We start from the raw sequence: 16827 nt of genomic DNA on the forward strand, positions 1-16827 counted from the left end.
AGTTTTAGCCGCCGTTTTTGAGTTTCCATCTGAAACAAATTTTAGTCATAAAGAATTATATGCAATCCTGATTAGATGCTGATTACTAATCCCCCTACCTGATTGTGCCGTTTACTTAATAAATAACGACCCCCGCTCCCGGAATTTTCTTGGTGCCGAAGCGGGTCGTTATTAGTATCTTTACTTATCTGTTATCTATGCTTGGCTCTTAAAATTGGCAAGCTTGGCAATACCTTTTTCAAGTTGTTCGTCAGGTACGGTCAGTGATAACCTTATGTACCCTTCGCCGGATGTGCCATACCCCGTACCCGGTGTAACTACAACACCGGTTTTATCCAGAAGTTCGGTTGCAAAGCTGGCTGCAGTATAACCTTCGGGTACAGGTGCCCAGATATATAAACTGGCTTTTGGGGCTGTAACCTCCATACCGATATTGCGCAGGGCTTCCACCAGGCGGTCACGGCGGCGCTGATATACGGTGCAGTTCTGGCTAATCACATCTTGGGAGCCGTTCAAAGCCGCTATTGCCATCAGCTGGATAGCCTGAGGAATACCTGAGTCAAGGTTGGATTTAAACCGCCGCAGTGCGTCTATCATTTTGGCATTGCCAACGGCCATGCCAATCCTCCAGCCGGTCATATTATAGCTTTTGGAAAGAGAATGAAACTCTATCCCTACCTCTTTGGCACCATCAGCTTTAAGAAAACTTACAGGTTTGTAGCCGTCAAAAGCTATTTCAGAGTACGGTCCGTCATGGCAGACTGCCAGATTGTGTTTAGCGGCAAATTCCGCTGCTTCCTTAAAAAAATCCAAGCCTGCCACTGCGCCGGTGGGATTATTGGGATAGTTTATCCAGAGGACTTTGGCCTTAGAAAGTACATCTTGCGGTATGGCGTTAAAGTCCGGCAGGAAGTTGTTTTCTTTGTTAAGCGGCATATAAAATACCTCTGCGCCTGCCAACTGGCTGCTTATGGCATATACCGGATAGGCCGGGTCTGGCACCAGTGCAACATCACCGGGGTCAAGAAAGCACCAGGCAGCGTGTCCTATGCCCTCTTTTGACCCTATAAGAGGCAATACCTCGGTATCAGGGTTTAGTTTTACCCCGAACCGTTTTTCATACCACTCTGCCATAGCTTTACGCAGCACCGGCAATCCTTCGGTTTCGGGATAGCGGTGATTAGCCGGGTCTTCAGCCGCTTTGCAAAGTTCCGCCAGTATATGTTTGGGCGTCGGTAAATCAGGGTCTCCAATAGCGAAACTGATTACCTCTTCGCCTTTAGCGCGTTTCTCAGCTATCTTTTTGCTTATCTGGACAAAAAGATACGGCGGCAGATTTTCAATCCGTTTAGACAGTTTCATCTTTCAACCATTCTCCCGTGTATATAATTTCAGCTTTTCCGGTCAGATAGACGTCATCATGGCCATCCCACTCAACGCCCAGTGTCCCTCCCGGTAACTTTATGTAAACAAATTTCCCGACATACCCAAGTATTTGGGCGGCAACCGCCACAGCAGAAGCTCCGCTGCCGCAGCCCAGAGTCTCCCCTACCCCCCGCTCCCAAACACGTACTTTTATATGCTCACTGTCCAGAATGTTTGCAACCTCAAAGTTAGTGCGTTTGGGAAAGGCTTTATGAGTTTCCACCAGTGGGCCAACTTCACCTAAGGGGAATTCTTCTACAGGTTTGGTGCAAAAGTGTATGGCATGGGGGTTGCCCATGGATACCAGGGAAAGGAGTAATCTGCGGTTATTGATATTTAGCGGAAAGTCAGAAATAAGCTGTCCGTTATAGTATTTGGGGTCTGGTTCGGCGGCAACAGGTATTTGGTGGGCTTCAAACATGGGTTTGCCCATGGTGGTACGTATCCGCCCGTCGGCAAATATCTGGGCATTGCGTATGCCTGCCAGAGTCTCAATGCTTAGTTCATCCCTGTTGCTAATCAGCTTGTTGGTGGCTATGTAATGAATAAGACAGCGCAGACCGTTGCCGCAGATTTCGGCCTCAGAGCCGTCCGCGTTAAATATCCGCATACGGAAATCAGCTTTGGCTGAAGGTAAAATAAGCATCAGCCCGTCAGCCCCGGCACCGAAATGCCGGTGGCACATGTGGAGTGCCAGTTTTGACCAGTCTTTATCCTCACCCTGAGGGTCTATCAGAACAAAGTCATTACCTACGCTTTGTAACTTAGTAAATTTCATTCTTTTCCTCCGTCAGCCAGGAAATTACGGACTAAATTGATAATCCCGCTATCCATGCTTTCTTCCAGTGTTATCCAGTGTATATCAGGGTCAGCCAGCCGGAAATAAGTATTCTGCTGGCGGATTAGGCGGTGAGTTTCAAACTGCATTTGCTCAATTGCCTCACTCAGGCTGATTTCACCCCCTATATATTTGGCTATCTGGCGGTAACCTATGCCGGACATAGACGGTAAAGTAGCCGCATAGCCCTGTTCCAGCAGATGGCGGACTTCCGCTTCCAGCCCTTGTTCTAACATTTTTCCCACCCGCAAGTCAACGGTGCGGTAAAGTTCTTCACGGGCTAAATGAATACCGATTTTAAGTACTCTGTACGTAGGCGGGTTTTTAGTCTGCAGCTTGGAAAATTCAGCACCGGTTTTATTTATAACCTCCAGTGCCCGTACAACCCGGCGGATATTGCGAGGGTCTATTTTGGCTGCTGCCTGGGGGTCTTGTTTTACAAGTTCTGCAAAAATAGACGCCACCCCCTCTTTTTCGGCTTTTTCAAACATGGCCGCCCGGAAAGTTTCGTCAGGAGCTATCTGGGGAATACTCCAGCCCTCAAGTACTGCTTTCAGGTATTGACCGCTTCCCCCAACCAGTATCGGCAAACGGTTTTGGGTATGCAGCTTATTTATGGCCTGATAAGCCAGTGCCTGGTATTCCGCCAGGCTGAACGGCTGGTCAGGTTGGATAAAACTGTACAGGTAGTGAGGTATTTCTGACATTTCTGCCGGTGTGGGTTTGGCGGTGGCTATATCCATCTGGGAATATATCTGGCGGCTATCCGCATTGACTATTCCGGCAGGAATTTCTCTGGCCAGTTTCAGGGCTAAGGCGCTTTTACCAGAGCCGGTGTTGCCCAGAATGACCAGTAGAGGCGCTAAGGGCGGATTTGGGGCGGTTGCTTTGGCGGTGCTATCAGTTCTCTTCATTGGCTTTCTTACAGGGCTTAAAAGGGGTTTAGGCAAACTATGATTAACTAATATCCCCGTTTATTTTCTTACATCAGCGGCCTGGCGGCATATGCTGACAAAAGACTCTGCTTTCAGGGAAGCTCCGCCTACCAAAGCTCCGTCTATGTCTGGCTGGCAAAGGAGTTCGGCCGTGTTTTTTTCATTTACGCTGCCGCCATATAGAATAGGCGTAGTCTGGGATGCGGTATTGCCCCATATATCACCCAATACCTTGCGGATATAACTTATAGTGTTATTGGCTTCCGCTGCAGTGGCAGCCTTGCCTGTGCCTATAGCCCAGATAGGCTCATAGGCTATTATGATACTGCTTGGGTTAATCCCGGCTAAAGCCTCTTTCAGCTGGGTTTCCAGTATTTGGCGGGTCTGGCCGTTTTCATTCTCTTCCAGTTTTTCTCCCACGCACACTATTGGCATTATACCTGCCTGAAGGGCGGCTTTTATCTTCCGGTTAACTACTTGTCCGGTCTCGCCGAAATAGGCCCGCCTTTCAGAGTGGCCTATAATCACATATGGGCAGATATCTTGCAGCATAAGGGGGGATATTTCTCCGGTGTAAGCCCCTTTTTCTTCATAGAAAAGGTTTTGAGCACCCAACTGGATACTGCTGCCGTTCAGTATGGTTTTTACCGGGGCTAAAGATATAAACGGCGGGCAGACTATTTTCTGAATGCCGCTTATTTGGTCAAGTGCATCTTTCATGCCTTGCACTAGTGTGCAAGCTTCGGAAAGAGTGGTATTCATTTTCCAGTTTCCGGCAATAATAATCTGTCTCATACGGCTTGCTCCTAGGCTCCGAATTTACCGAGTTTCAGGGCATTAGCCATGGCCAGCGGCATAATATCAGTGGCGGGTATATGTCCCAGTCCGCCCTGCAGGCAGTCTGTTTCGGAAAATCGGCAGACTTTGTCCGGACGGCAATATTTAGAATAAATAAGCACCGGTACTTCGTGCCAGCTGTGTCCCTCTATAACGGCCGGGGTGGAATGGTCACCGCTTACGGCCACCACATCCGGCTTTAAGGCCAGTATTTCAGGCAGTACCTTATCCAGTTCTTCCAGTGCTTTTACTTTGCGCTCAAAGTCACCGTCTTCACCGGCGGCATCTGTAGCTTTTACATGGATAAAGAAAAAGTCGTACTTTGTAAAGTTAGCCTTATAAGTGGCTATTTCATCATTCAGGGTCGGGCCGGTGGGTAATACATCCATACCCACTACCTTTGAAAGTCCCCTGTACATGGGGTAACTGGCAATAGCGGCCGTTTTAAGCTTATAAATCTCATTCATAGTGGTAAAGCAGGGTTTTTCTGAAAACCCCCGCAGAAGTATCATGTTTGCCGGGGCATGGTCTTTGAGGGCTTTGGCTGCAAACTGCAAAAACTGGTTTGCTACTCTGGCCATAAGGCCGGCATCTTCAGCTAAGGGTTTGACCTCTTTGGGAGCAGCCCCAAGCTTCTGAGGGTCTGAATCAGTCACCTTTTCAGACAAACCGCTGCCGCGGAATACTACTACCAAACGGTGGTCTTTGACCGGTTTTACAATTACCTGAATGCCTTCGAACTCTTGTCCGTCCAGAAGGGCGCAAAGTTTAGCACTGACTGTGCTTGAAACCCGCCCGGCTCTGCGGTCACAAATCAGCCCCTGCGCATCTACCGTGCAGAAGTTTCCGCGGGTTGCCACATCTCCGGGCCTCAGGTCAAAATCTATACCCAGCGCTTCCAGCACGCCCCGTCCTATAAGGCAGTCAACCGGGTTATAACCGAAAAGTGCCAGATGGCCGGGGGCACTGCCGGGGGTTATACCGGCTGCAACCGGGCTGGACATGCCGCAGATGCTTTTACCGGCTAATTCGTCCAGATTTGGGGTATGGGCAGTTTCAAGTTCGGTCTGCCCGCTTTCGGGGTGGGGTAAACCGCCCAGCCCGTCTATCACCAGCAGTACAATCTTGCTGGGAGTAGCTTGGGATAGCTCTTCCATCAGGTTTAATTTATTCATGTTTTTTTGCAAGCACCTCTACGCCGGGCAATTTTTCACCACTGAGAAACTTGAGTGAAGCTCCGCCTCCGGTAGATACGAAACTCATTTTACTGGCAATATTCAGTTCGGTCACAATTTCGGCTGTAGAACCGCCGCCGATAATAGTAGTACCGTGCAGGCGGGTCATGGTGTTTACCATTGCCCTGGTGCCCTCTGAAAACTGGGGTATTTCGTAAATGCCCATAGGTCCGTTCCAGAAGACTGTTTTGCACTTCTCAAGCTGCTTGGTGAAAAGGGTAATGGTAAGCAGCCCAATATCTACAATTTTGGCTGTGGGGGGTATGTTTTCCACGCTTACGTTTTCTGCTTTGGCATCAGGGCCTATTTTATCAAATGTTATCAGTACATCATCCGGCAGGACAATCTTAACATTTTTAGACTTTGCTTTGTCCATCAGCATTTTAGCAGTATCCAAGCTGTCATCAATAAGAGAGTCACCTATCTCCAGCCCTTGTGCCTTCAGGAAAGTGGCAGCCATGCCTCCGCCAATAAGAATAGTATCTACCTTATCCATAACGTTTTCCAGCATGCCCACCTTGTCACTTACCTTGGCACCCCCCAGCAGTATCATAAAGGGTCTGGGCGGGTGTTCCAGCACTTTCCCCAGAGCATTAAGCTCCTTTTCAAGGAGAAGCCCGGCCACTGCCGGCAGGTATTTGGCCACACCTACAATAGAGGCATGTTTGCGGTGGGCAGTGCCAAAGGCGTCATCTACATATATATCAGCCAAGTCTGCCAGTTTTCTGGCAAAGGCAGGGTCATTGGCTTCTTCTTCCGGGTGGAAACGCAGGTTTTCCAGCAGCAGCACCTGCCCGTCTTCCAGCGCGTTTACCTTTGCGGTTACCTCATCTCCAATACAATCAGAGGCTGTAAGCACTTCCTGCCTGAGTATCTCTGACAAACGTTTTGCCACCGGGGCAAGACGCATACTTTCTACTACCTTGCCATCCGGCCTTCCCAGGTGGCTGCATAAAATAACTTTGGCCTGGTGATCCAGCAGATAATCAATAGTAGGTATAGCTGCCCGTATGCGGCTGTCATCATTTATACTGCCGGTCTCTGCGTTTATAGGAACATTGAAGTCCACTCTCACCAGAGCTTTTTTACCAGAGAAATCCAGATCTCTGATTGTTAAGTTTTCCATGAACGCTCCTGAAAAGGTCTTATTATTCATAACCGAGGCCGGTCTGATTTCCGAACGGCTTCGGGTTATAGCTGGTAATAATTTTCAGCAGTTGGTTTTTCTATGGGCAAAGTATCTGCTGGTGTTTTGCTTCACCGGTATTAGCCATTAAGGATAATACTTTTTGGGCTATGCCTTTCCCGTCCAGACCGTATTTGGCACGAAGCAGGCTCTGGTTGCCATGTTCTACAAATTTATCCGGTACGGCGATATTGGCAATCTTGACCGCATTAACCAGCCCCGCCTCTGCCAGAATAGTATTTATCCGGCTGCCCAGCCCCCCGGAAAGCACGTTTTCTTCAACTGTAATAAGGTATTTATGGTTTCCGGCTATTTTTAAAATAAGCTCAGTATCAAGCGGGCTTATATAGCGGTTATTTACCAGCGTAGGTTTGATACCACTTTCGGCCAGTATCTCCATAGCCTCTTTGGCAAATGCAACACTCTTGCCGGTGGCAAAAATGGCTATTTCACTGCCGCTGGCAAGAACTTCATTTTCCCCTATTGGAATATTACGTAAAGTTCCTTCTGTCTCAACCCCCTCCCCAAATCCCCTGGGATAGCGGAGGGCAAAAGGTTTGCCGGAATTGACAGCGGTGTAAAGGAGGTGCTGCAGGTCGTTTTCGTCAGATGGAGCGGTGACTATCATATCCGGTATAAGAGACATGAAGGAAAGGTCAAAAATACCCTGATGGGTTTTCCCGTCATCTCCTACAATCCCTCCCCTATCAATAGCGAAGACCACCGGCAGTTTTTGCAGACAGACGTCATGGATTATCTGGTCAAAACTGCGCTGGAGGAAAGTAGAATAGATAACTACTACCGGTATATACCCTTGGGTAGCCATTCCGGCTGCAAAAGTGACGGCGTGCTGTTCGCAAATACCCACATCAAAGACCCTGTCCGGGAAATCTGCGGCAACTTCACTCAGCCCGCAGCCGTCAGTCATGGCGGCGGTTATGGCTACTACTTTGGGGTTATCAGACATGATTTTATGTAATGTCTGTCCGAATACCTGGCTGTAGGAAAGACCGTGCCCGCTCTTAAGCCCGCCTGATTTGGGTGCAATACCGTGGTATTTTACAGCATCAGCTTCAGCATCATCATAGCCTTTGCCTTTTTTGGTAATCATATGGATAAGCACCGGCTGGGATTCAAAATCCTTGGCGCGTTTAAGTGCGGCCTCAAGTTCACGGATATTATGACCGTCTACCGGACCAAGGTAAATAAAGCCCAGTTCTTCCCAGAGACTGCCGGGCAGCATAGACTTTTCAAATTTACGTTTAATGCTCTTGGTAAAAGCCCAAACTGATTTGCCGAAAGGCATATTGGTAATAGTCTGTTTGGCACCCCGTTTGGCAAATTCAAAACGCGGGTCAAAGCGGACGTTATTTAAAAACTTGGATAAAGCCCCTGTAGAGGGAGATATAGCCATGCCGTTATCGTTGAGTATGACTATAAATTTGGTATGCAAATGCCCGGCATTGTTTATAGCCTCAAATGACATACCGCCGGAAATAGCCCCGTCTCCGATTACTGAAATAACGCTGTAATCTTCCTTGGCTAAGTCACGGGCTACCGCCATGCCCAGTCCGGCTGATATGGAGGTGCTGGCATGTCCTGCACCAAAAGGGTCATGCGGGCTTTCATCACGGCAGGTAAAGCCGGATAATCCTCCATGCTGCCTAAGAGTGGCAAACTGTTCACGGCGGCCTGTTAAAAGCTTGTGGGCATAAGACTGATGCCCCACATCCCAGATTATTTTATCTTTGGGGCTTTCAAAAACACGATGCAATGCAATAGTAAGCTCAACGACGCCTAAGCTTGAGGCTAAATGTCCCCCGTTTAAAGTCACCCGGTTAACGAGTTCTTCACGGATTTGGACAGCCAGCTCTCTTAATTCGTCCAGAGTAAGCTTTTTCAGGTCTGAGGGACTATTTATTGTGTCTAGCAGTTTTGACATTTGCAAGTTATGCGGAATAGAAATTTCCAATCCCGTATGCAAATTATAGTAACAGTTGTGTTCATACTAGTCAAGCTAGAAAAAGATTGACTGGCATAGCCGTATTTGTTAGAGTTGTCAGAGACAGCGGGCATATAAAATGCCAAAAGAGGTTATAAAAAAGACTTGTCGTCAGAATTTTGGCTTAGTTTGGGGTTGCCGCCGGAGTTACTGGTTTTTCTGGTGTCGGCCGTGCCTGTTTCTGAGTTACGCGGGGCTTTGCCGCTGGCTATAAATGTGCTGGGTATACCCTGGTATTGGGCGTACTTGATTGCACTGGCCGGAAACCTGCTGCCGGTGCCCTTTATATTATTTTTACTGGAGAAGGTTCTGGCTCTGCTTGGGCATTTTACTTTTATCCAAAAATTTACCGACTGGATTGTTGATTTGGGTAAAAAAAGAAGCGCCCCGGTTGAAAGATATAAACGCATCGGGTTACTGCTGTTAGTCGCAGTTCCCCTGCCCTTTACCGGAGCGTGGACAGGCTCATTGGTTGCGGTGATGCTGGGTCTTGACCGCAAAGAAGCTTTGATTTACATCAGTTTGGGAGTGGTTGTGGCGGGGGTGGTGGTTACCTGTTTGTGTTTGCTGGGATGGTTTGGGGCTTTAATAGCTGGGTTGGTGCTTAGCGGGGTTGCAGTTTTCCGTATGATGAATTCCAGAAAACCGCCTTGTTTAACTTGACCTTAAAAGCGCTAAAATGGTAGCATTTCATCGTGTCCCCGTAGCTCAGCTGGATAGAGCAACTGCCTTCTAAGTAGTGGGTCGAGAGTTCGAATCTCTCCGGGGACGCCACTCTGTACCACTCCCCTCCCCGGCTTTTGCATAAAAATATTTTCAGTCTACTCCAGGCGTCATCTATATCAAATAACTAATAGATTTGCGAATATTAGACTAATTAAGGGTGTGTGGGAAAGCCCTTTCCGGCTGTACTCTTGTAAATAGTTTTAAATACGGTTGCTGGTGTATCAACTGGTATGTCATATTAAAACTGTCCCAGGTGACCGAAGCAATGGTGACGGAAACTGACCCAGATAACCTTAGTAAGTTCTACCAGAATACGGAGCTAGGTAATCTAAAGAGCCCTCTCTGAGGATTGTCAAGAAACTGGGTGGGTAGAAACCGAAAAGGAGCTCCAAGGTTAAAACGTCCCGAATGCATAGGCTACCTGGGGCGGCTATTTTATAAGGGTTTATTATCCGGGGTTTCTTTTATGCCTGGTATGCCTATAAACGGCAGGTTGCGGTATTCTTCATGGTAATCCAGCCCGTACCCCACTACAAATTCATCCGGCAGTTCAAAGCCCACGTAGTCTATCTTTATGTCAATCAGCCGTCTTACCTTGCGGTCAAGCAGAGTACAAACTTTCAGGCTGGCTGGATTTTTAGACCTGAGGTGGTTTAACAGATAGTTCAGGGTTATACCTGTATCCACAATGTCTTCAACCAGCAGCACATCTCTGCCTGCTACTTCCAAATCCATATCTTTGGTTATGCGTACCATAGATGCGTTGCTGCCGCTGTAATAGGATATAGTCATAAAATCTATATCCAGCGGAACGGCTATCTGGCGTATCAGGTCTGCCATAAAGCAGATAAAACCCCTTTGCACCCCTATAAGTATCGGGCGGCTATCCCGGTAATCATCGGAAATCTGGCGTGCCAGGCTGGACACCCTTTCAGATATATCCTGAGCAGTATAAAGCACCCTATCTATGCCGTGGGCTCTGGTCTGGGCTAACGGGCCGCAGCCGTATTTAGCCAGCAGACGGGCATAATCATTTTTATATAGCAGGCTTATTTTTATATCCGGATAAAGCTCCCGAAGCAGCTTGAGTTTATGGTTTTTGGTAGTGACCAGACTTTGTTTCAGAGTGGTCAGCTCTATATACATATCCATCCCCGGAAGGTAAAAATCAGGGGTGAACATTTCAGTCACCTGTTCGCCTTTCCAGCTAAGCGGGAAAGAGCGGGGTTCGTATATCCACTCTATATTATAAAAATCCAGCAGGCGGGCAAATTCAGTTTCGCTCTGGTGGGCAAAGGTGACATTTCGGGCTGTTTTCAGGTCTGAAGCGGGTAATGGGGCGGTTTTATCCCAACTAGTTGCGTTCACAGGCAAAGTGCCAAATGCCAAGGAGATTATACGTGCCATATTTTCGGCGAAATTTATATCCTGCTGGCTGAATTCATAAGAATCTTTGCAGTAAAACCTGAGGCTGCCGATAACTTTTTCCTGATGGATAACAGGACTGCCCAGGATAGAAGAAAAACCGGCCTTTGCAGCCATTTGCGGAAACTGGATACGGCTATCGTTCTGTGTGTCTGTTATGCTGACAGTTTGAATGCCTGCGGTTTCGCCTATACTTTCGGCGGCTGAGAGGACGCCTTTGTGAAGGTAGAACTGGGGCAGACCGAAAGAAATATTATGGGACAGCTTCTGTCCGGCTGTATCCATAAGGAGCAACGATACAGCACAATGGCTGGCCCGTGCCGCCAGCCGGATAATCCCCTCCAGCTTTGCTTTCAGTTCAGCTTGGGTATTCAGGCTCTGAATTGACCGGCTAATGGCCTTGTAAAAAGCCCGCTCTTTGTTCAATCCCATCCTCCCTTGGCACAATTGTAAAATGGCAGGTGGGGTATGTCAATTTAATAAAATGGAAAAACCGCTGCCTGAGAGCAGCGGTTAATAATCCGTCTAACGGGTTTTAATTTAGTTTGCTTTAGCAGCAGCGGCTTTAGCGGCCACAGCGGCAAATGCAACGCTGTCAGATACGGCCATGTCAGCCAAAACTTTGCGGTTGATATCAATACCGGCAGTTTTAAGGCCGGACATGAGCTCGCCATAAGTCAGCCCTTCGGCTCTGGCAGCCGCATTTATGCGGGTTATCCAGAGTCTGCGCATATCACCTTTGCGTGCGCGTCTGTGGGCAAAGGCATAGCTCATGGCATGAACCATGGACTCATGTGCCCGCTTGAACAGCGAATGTCTGGCTGAAGCGTGGCCTTTGGTTAAAGCCAGTACTTTTTTATGTCTTTTATGTGTGGCTACGCCACCTTTAATACGTGCCAATGTAATACCCCTCCCTAGTTAGCTTACACCATACGGAATTAACTTTTGAATACGAGCCCTGTCCACACCAGCTACCTGAGACATTTCGTCAAACTGGCGGCGTACTCTGGCGGATTTATTACGGCGCAGGTGGCTCTTCATGCCCTTGCTGCGCATAATCTTGCCGGTACCGGTTACATGAAAGCGCTTTGCAGCAGTCTTTCTGGTTTTCATTTTAGGCATTAGCGGTTTCCTGTCCTTCCTTTACCTTGGTCGCCTTAGCAGGTGCTTTAGGCAAAAGTGTTAAATGCATTCTGGATCCCAGTAATGAAGGTTGCCCTTCTATAGTAGCAATATCAGTCAGGGAGTCAGCCATTTTCTTAAGTAATTTCAGCCCCAGCTCAGCGTGGGTTATTTCCCGTCCCCGGAACATAACAGTCAGCTTTACTTTGTCTCCGCATTCCAGCTGTTTGCGGGCAGAGCGGGCTTTGGCATCAAAATCATGTTCGCCAATCTTGGGACGCACACGTATCTCTTTTAATAGAGACACTTTCTGTGTTTTTTTAGCTTCACGATCCTTCTTGGTTTGTTCAAAGCGGTATTTACCGTAATCCATCAAACGGCACACGGGGGGCACCGCTGTAGGAGCAACTTCAACCAAATCAAGATTGATTTTTCTGGCCTGTTCCCGGGCCTGCAAAATCGGCAGAATTCCTAACTGCTCGCCTTTATCGCCTACCAGGCGACACTCCCGGGCAGTTATCTGATTATTGATGCGCAGTTCCTTAAATATTCCTGGCTACCTCCTTAACGGACACGCGTCTATTCTGGCAAAATATACCACAGTTCAGCTAGGTAATCAAATTTCGGTAGACTTGGTTTTTATTTTATCAATCAGCATGGATTTGAACTCTGCAAAGGGCATTACACATTGGCTGCCGCTGCGGGTTCTAATGGAGACACTCTGTGTTTCAATCTCTTTGTCACCCACTACCAGCATATAAGGTATTTTGGCAAGCTGAGCCTGGCGGATTTTCTGGTTCATGGTTTCCGAGCGGTTATCTACCTCTACCCTAACCTCTTCTTCCCTGAGTTCGCAAGCCAGTTTTTCGGCAAATTCGCTATGCCGGTCTGCAATGGGTATCAGCATAACCTGCTTTGGTGACAGCCAGACCGGGAAAGCACCGCCGTATTGTTCGGTCAGGCAGGACATAAAGCGTTCCATACTGCCCAGTACTGTGCGGTGAACCATGGCTACCGGCTGGTCTTTACCGTCCTCACCGACTACATTTACATCAAACCGCTCCGGCAGCTGGAAATCTACCTGGATGGTTGGGCCTTGCCAGGCACGTCCTAAGGCATCTTCAAACTTTATGTCAATCTTCGGGCCGTAGAAGACACCCTCTCCGGGGTCTACCTGGTAAGCAATCTGGTTGGATTCCAGTGCCTTGGCCAAAATGTCAGTGGCATATTCCCATTTATCTAACTCCCCTACGTATTTTTCGGGGCGGGTGGAAAGCATAACCTTGTATCTTGTAAAGCCGAAGGTATCAATCATGAATTTAGCCAGGTCAAGCACCTTGACTACTTCTTTTTCCAGCTGTTCATACAAACAGAAAATATGGGCGTCATCCTGGGTAAAGCCACGTACTCTTGAAAGCCCGTGCAGTACCCCGGAACGTTCATAGCGGTAAACAGTGCCCAGTTCAGCCATGCGGATAGGCAGCTCTTTGTAGGAGCGGGTGCGGTTTTTGAACATAAGAATATGGTAAACACAGTTCATGGGCTTAAGTACATATTCTTCGCCGTCAATATCCATGGGGCTGTACATATTCTCACGGTAAAAGCCCCAATGCCCGCTTGTTTTCCAGAGGTCTACTTTGGCTATATGTGGGGTATAAACCAGACTATAACCCCGTTTAAGGTGTTCTTTCTTCCAGAATTCCTCAATCAGGTGGCGTACTATAGCGCCGTTGGGCAGCCAGTTTACCAGCCCGCCCCCTATTTCCTGATGGAGTGAGAAAAGCTCCAGCTCTTTGCCCAGTTTGCGGTGGTCACGTTTGGCAGATTCCTCAAGCATATTCAGGTATTCAGCCAGAGAGGCTTTATCCAGGAAAGCTGCCCCGTATATGCGCTGCAGCATGGGGCGTTTTTCATCACCCCTCCAGTAAGCACCGGCAATAGATAAAAGCTTAAACGCCTTTACCTTGCTGGTGTAGTTAACGTGAGGTCCGCGGCAGAGGTCACAAAAGTTCCCCTGGCGGTAAACACTTACAATTTCATCAGGAATATCATCTAAAAGTTCCAGTTTATACGGCTGGTCGGCAAAAAGCTTTCGGGCTTCATCTTTAGACATTTCTTCACGCCTGAAAGGAAGATTAGCCTTTACCAGCTGGTTCATTCTGGTTTCTATTTCCGGCAGGTCTTCGGGTGTGAGGGTGCGGGGTAAGTCAAAATCATAGTAAAAACCGGTATCAATAGCCGGCCCTATGCCAAGTTTGGCCTCAGGAAACATGGACAAGACCGCTTCAGCCATAATATGGGCGGCGGAGTGACGCATGATTTCAAGGTCGCTTATGGGCTTTGCTTCGTCTATTTGGTTGGCCATAAGATTCACCTCTTATCTAAATAAAAGCCTCTCACCCACCGTTTCCGGCTAATGAGAGGCTTTTTCTCTCTTGGGTTAGCTTTTGTAATTAATTATACATGGGCTAAGCCAAATTAGGCAATATTATCAGATAAGCGCGCCGAAGGCAGTAGCCAGGAGTACGGCCGCAAAAACTATACTTAAGTTTATGATAACCAGGATTGAAATCCACTCCCAGCTGGTAAGGCGTTTGATAACGGCCTTGACCAGAGCTTCCTGAGCTTTGTTCATGGCTTCTTCGGCCGCCAGTTTGGCCGAATTGGCAATGCTTTCTGCTTTGGCACCGGCATCTTCGGCAGCACGGCGGGCTTTTTCAACCTCGGCAGCGGCTTTCATCTGGGCGTCACGCAGCATGGCTTCTGCCTGTGAGCGTGATATCCGGGCAAAGTCTTCGGCTGAACGCTTGGCCTCAATACCCACCTGTTCAGCCCTGTTTATTAGTTCCTGAATAATGCTCATAGAAGCATGGATGGCAGCATCACCGGCTTCGTCAGCCAGGGTGGCTTTCTTGCGGGTTTCTTCAGCTACCTTGAAGCCTGACTTGGCGGATTCCTTAGCGGCATAACCGGCATCTTCAGCCCGTTTGGCAATATCACCGCTGACTCTGGTTGCGGCTTCAAGGGCTTCATCTCCGGCTATTTCGGCTAGAGAAGCTTTACGGGCAGTTTCCTCAGCTAACTGAAGGGCGGCAGTAGCCGCCATTTTGGCTTTGCGTCCGGCTTCATCTGCCTTGCGGGCACTGTCAGCATCTTTTCGGGTATTGGCGGCAGCAGTGGCTTCCTTAGCGGCAGCAGTGGCTTCAGTGGCATTATTCCCGGCTTTATTTGCAGCCAGAATAGTTTTATCAAGTTCTGTCTTGGCAGCCAAAGCAATCTGGCTGGCCCGGATGGCAGTTGCCTCGGCAGCTTTTTTATTGGCCAGAGCAGTCTCTTTGGCAGCTAAAGCTACTTCATCAGCCCGGTTGGTAGCTTCTTCGGCAGCCAATTTAGCCGCCTTGGCGGTATCTTCGGCCTTATAAGCAGCTTCCTCGGCTCTTAGAGCGGCGGCAGCAGCGGCAGAAGCCGCGGCGGCGGATGCCTCCTCTGCCCGGCGGGTGGCTTCTTCGGCGGCTAACTGGGCTTTTTTAGCTGCATCTTCAGCAGCTTTGGTTGCGGCTTTCACCGCTTCGTCAGATGCCAGTTTGGCAGCCGCTATAGCCTCTTCGGCTTTCTTTGTAGCGGCAGCGGCGGCAGCTTCAGCCCTCTTGGCAGCTTCACTGGCCGCATTTGTAGCATTGGTAGCCGCCAGTTTAGCAGCTTCTCCGGCGGTTTTAACTGCTTCATCAGCTTTTTGAGTGGCAGCCAAAGCAGCCTCTTCGGCTCTCTTGGCGGCTAAATCGGCAGCCTTTATGGCTTCATCAGCCTTTTGGGTGGAAAGCGCGCTGGCGGTCTCGGCTTTTTTAGATGCTTCAGCGGCAGCAGCCTCGGCTTTACGGGCGGCATCTTCAGCCACTAAAATGGCTTTTTCAGCCGAAGATTTGGCGGCGGCAACAGCAGCTTCTGATTTCATGGCCGCAGACATGGCAGCTTCACTGGCGGTGGCTATTGCCTCGGCCGCAGCTTTCTTGGAGGCTAAAAGTACCTCTTCTGCTTTTAAGGTAGCGGCTTTGGCAGCCGCTTCGGCTCTCAGGGCCGCATCACTAGCGGCTTTTATAGCTTGTTCAGCCGCAGATTTGGCAATAGCGCTGGCTTCCTCTGCTTTTTTGGCCGCGGCCTGAGCGGCGGCAGTCGCCATGGCGGCAGCTTCTTTGGCGGCCAGACTGGCAGCTTCGGCTCTTTTGGCTGCTTCGCTGGCAGATTTCATAGCATTTTCGGCTGCATTGGTAGCCGCTAAACTGGCAGCTTCGGCTTTACGGGCGGCTTCTTCAGCTTTGAGTACAGCTTCGCGCGAAGCATTGCTGGCCTCTTCGGCAGTTTTTCTGGCTAAAGCAGAAGCTTGTTCGGCTCTATGGGCAGCGTCTTCGGCGGCGTTAGTGGCCAGTTCGGAAGCCTGAATAGCGGCAATAGTAGCATCTTGAGCTTCGCGAATAGCTTTTTCAGCTGCTTGACGGGCATTTTCACCGGCATCTTCAGCCCTTTGGGCGGCAGATTCGGCTATAAGCATGGCGTTATCTGCTGCATCACGGGCGGCCTGGCTGGCAGCTTCAGCTCTTCTGGCAGCTTCTTCCGCTACCTTTTTAAAATCATCAGCTGCTTTGGCAGCCCCTCTTTCGGCATCTTCGGCTTTACGTGAAGCCAGTTCAGCAGCTTTCAGGGCTTCATTGGCAGCGTTAGTAGCTAACTTAGCAGTTTTTTCGGCGGCGGCGGCAGCTTCTGCTGCAGCACGGGTTGCGGTTTCAGCCGCTTTTTCACCGGCTAACCGGGCATCTTCAGCCCGTTTTTCAGCCAGATTGGCAGCATGGGTAGCACTTTCAGCGGCTTTACCGGCGGTAATGGCGGCTTCTTGTGCCCTGCGGGCAGCTTCGGCAGCTGCGCGTATATTGGCATCCATTTCGTCCAGAATTTGAGGTAAAGGCTTAGTTAAAATCTTGGGTTGGGCAACAGGCTCATTATTTGAAGAAATGTTTTTCTTTCCTTCCATTTTTAGATTCCTCTCACCAGTATTAGGTAAAAAACCTAAAGCCTCCCAGCCGGATTAAACGGTTGAGAGGCTT

General features: G+C 49.0%; 14 protein-coding genes and 1 tRNA gene. 2 read left to right on the forward strand and 13 right to left on the reverse strand.

All coding sequences use genetic code 11. The features are described from left to right. Positions 1–195: 195 nt before the first annotated feature. From ACE6F3_RS05990 to dxs, 7 genes are all read right to left on the reverse strand, one after another. Positions 196–1362, reverse strand: coding sequence for an LL-diaminopimelate aminotransferase (locus tag ACE6F3_RS05990; RefSeq protein WP_279115847.1), 1167 nt, complete (start codon positions 1360–1362; stop codon positions 196–198). Further along, on the reverse strand, positions 1349–2203 hold the full coding sequence (gene dapF, locus ACE6F3_RS05995) for a diaminopimelate epimerase (protein WP_279115846.1): 855 nt from the start codon (positions 2201–2203) through the stop codon (positions 1349–1351). The genes ACE6F3_RS05990 and dapF overlap by 14 nt, the downstream gene beginning before the upstream one ends. Next, complete coding sequence (miaA, locus tag ACE6F3_RS06000) at positions 2200–3177, reverse strand: tRNA (adenosine(37)-N6)-dimethylallyltransferase MiaA (RefSeq protein WP_279115845.1); 978 nt, start codon at positions 3175–3177, stop codon at positions 2200–2202. Before miaA ends, dapF begins: the two co-directional genes overlap by 4 nt. A gap of 60 nt (positions 3178–3237) precedes the next feature. Next, a complete protein-coding gene (tpiA, locus tag ACE6F3_RS06005; protein ID WP_279115844.1) occupies positions 3238–3993 on the reverse strand; it encodes a triose-phosphate isomerase in 756 nt (251 codons plus the stop codon). A gap of 11 nt (positions 3994–4004) precedes the next feature. Further along, positions 4005–5210 (reverse strand): 2,3-bisphosphoglycerate-independent phosphoglycerate mutase, encoded by a 1206-nt coding sequence (locus ACE6F3_RS06010; RefSeq protein WP_279115842.1) that lies wholly within the window; start codon positions 5208–5210, stop codon positions 4005–4007. Then, positions 5203–6396 (reverse strand): phosphoglycerate kinase, encoded by a 1194-nt coding sequence (locus ACE6F3_RS06015; RefSeq protein ID WP_010936480.1) that lies wholly within the window; start codon positions 6394–6396, stop codon positions 5203–5205. Before ACE6F3_RS06015 ends, ACE6F3_RS06010 begins: the two co-directional genes overlap by 8 nt. Before the next feature lie 100 nt (positions 6397–6496). Beyond that, positions 6497–8398, reverse strand: coding sequence for a 1-deoxy-D-xylulose-5-phosphate synthase (dxs, locus tag ACE6F3_RS06020; protein ID WP_279115840.1), 1902 nt, complete (start codon positions 8396–8398; stop codon positions 6497–6499). Positions 8399–8563: 165 nt separating this feature from the next. On the opposite strand from dxs, the gene ACE6F3_RS06025 reads away from it, so the two are divergent. Continuing rightward, the gene (locus tag ACE6F3_RS06025) at positions 8564–9121 is read left to right on the forward strand and encodes a small multi-drug export protein (RefSeq protein WP_279115838.1); all 558 of its coding nucleotides are present in this window, start codon (positions 8564–8566) and stop codon (positions 9119–9121) included. A gap of 34 nt (positions 9122–9155) precedes the next feature. Further along, positions 9156–9232, forward strand: a tRNA-Arg gene (locus ACE6F3_RS06030). Positions 9233–9619: 387 nt separating this feature from the next. Here the strand turns inward: ACE6F3_RS06030 and hpt are convergent. The 6 genes from hpt to ACE6F3_RS06060 all read right to left on the reverse strand — a co-directional run bounded on the left by hpt (position 9620) and on the right by ACE6F3_RS06060 (position 16754). After that, entirely contained in the window at positions 9620–11041 is a 1422-nt protein-coding gene (hpt, locus tag ACE6F3_RS06035) for a hypoxanthine phosphoribosyltransferase (RefSeq protein WP_324665180.1), read from the reverse strand. Positions 11042–11149: 108 nt separating this feature from the next. Beyond that, entirely contained in the window at positions 11150–11509 is a 360-nt protein-coding gene (gene rplT, locus ACE6F3_RS06040; RefSeq protein WP_041341817.1) for a 50S ribosomal protein L20, read from the reverse strand. An 18-nt stretch (positions 11510–11527) separates the two neighbouring features. Beyond that, positions 11528–11731, reverse strand: coding sequence for a 50S ribosomal protein L35 (gene rpmI, locus ACE6F3_RS06045; protein ID WP_010936486.1), 204 nt, complete (start codon positions 11729–11731; stop codon positions 11528–11530). Continuing rightward, on the reverse strand, positions 11724–12281 hold the full coding sequence (infC, locus tag ACE6F3_RS06050; RefSeq protein ID WP_197702149.1) for a translation initiation factor IF-3: 558 nt from the start codon (positions 12279–12281) through the stop codon (positions 11724–11726). Before infC ends, rpmI begins: the two co-directional genes overlap by 8 nt. Positions 12282–12347: 66 nt before the next feature. Next, on the reverse strand, positions 12348–14096 hold the full coding sequence (gene thrS, locus ACE6F3_RS06055; RefSeq protein ID WP_279115837.1) for a threonine--tRNA ligase: 1749 nt from the start codon (positions 14094–14096) through the stop codon (positions 12348–12350). Positions 14097–14222: 126 nt separating this feature from the next. Continuing rightward, on the reverse strand, positions 14223–16754 hold the full coding sequence (locus ACE6F3_RS06060; RefSeq protein WP_279115836.1) for a hypothetical protein: 2532 nt from the start codon (positions 16752–16754) through the stop codon (positions 14223–14225). Positions 16755–16827 lie beyond the last annotated feature (73 nt).

Source organism: Dehalococcoides sp. THU4, from assembly GCF_043231265.1.
In the GTDB taxonomy this organism is placed as follows: domain Bacteria; phylum Chloroflexota; class Dehalococcoidia; order Dehalococcoidales; family Dehalococcoidaceae; genus Dehalococcoides; species Dehalococcoides mccartyi.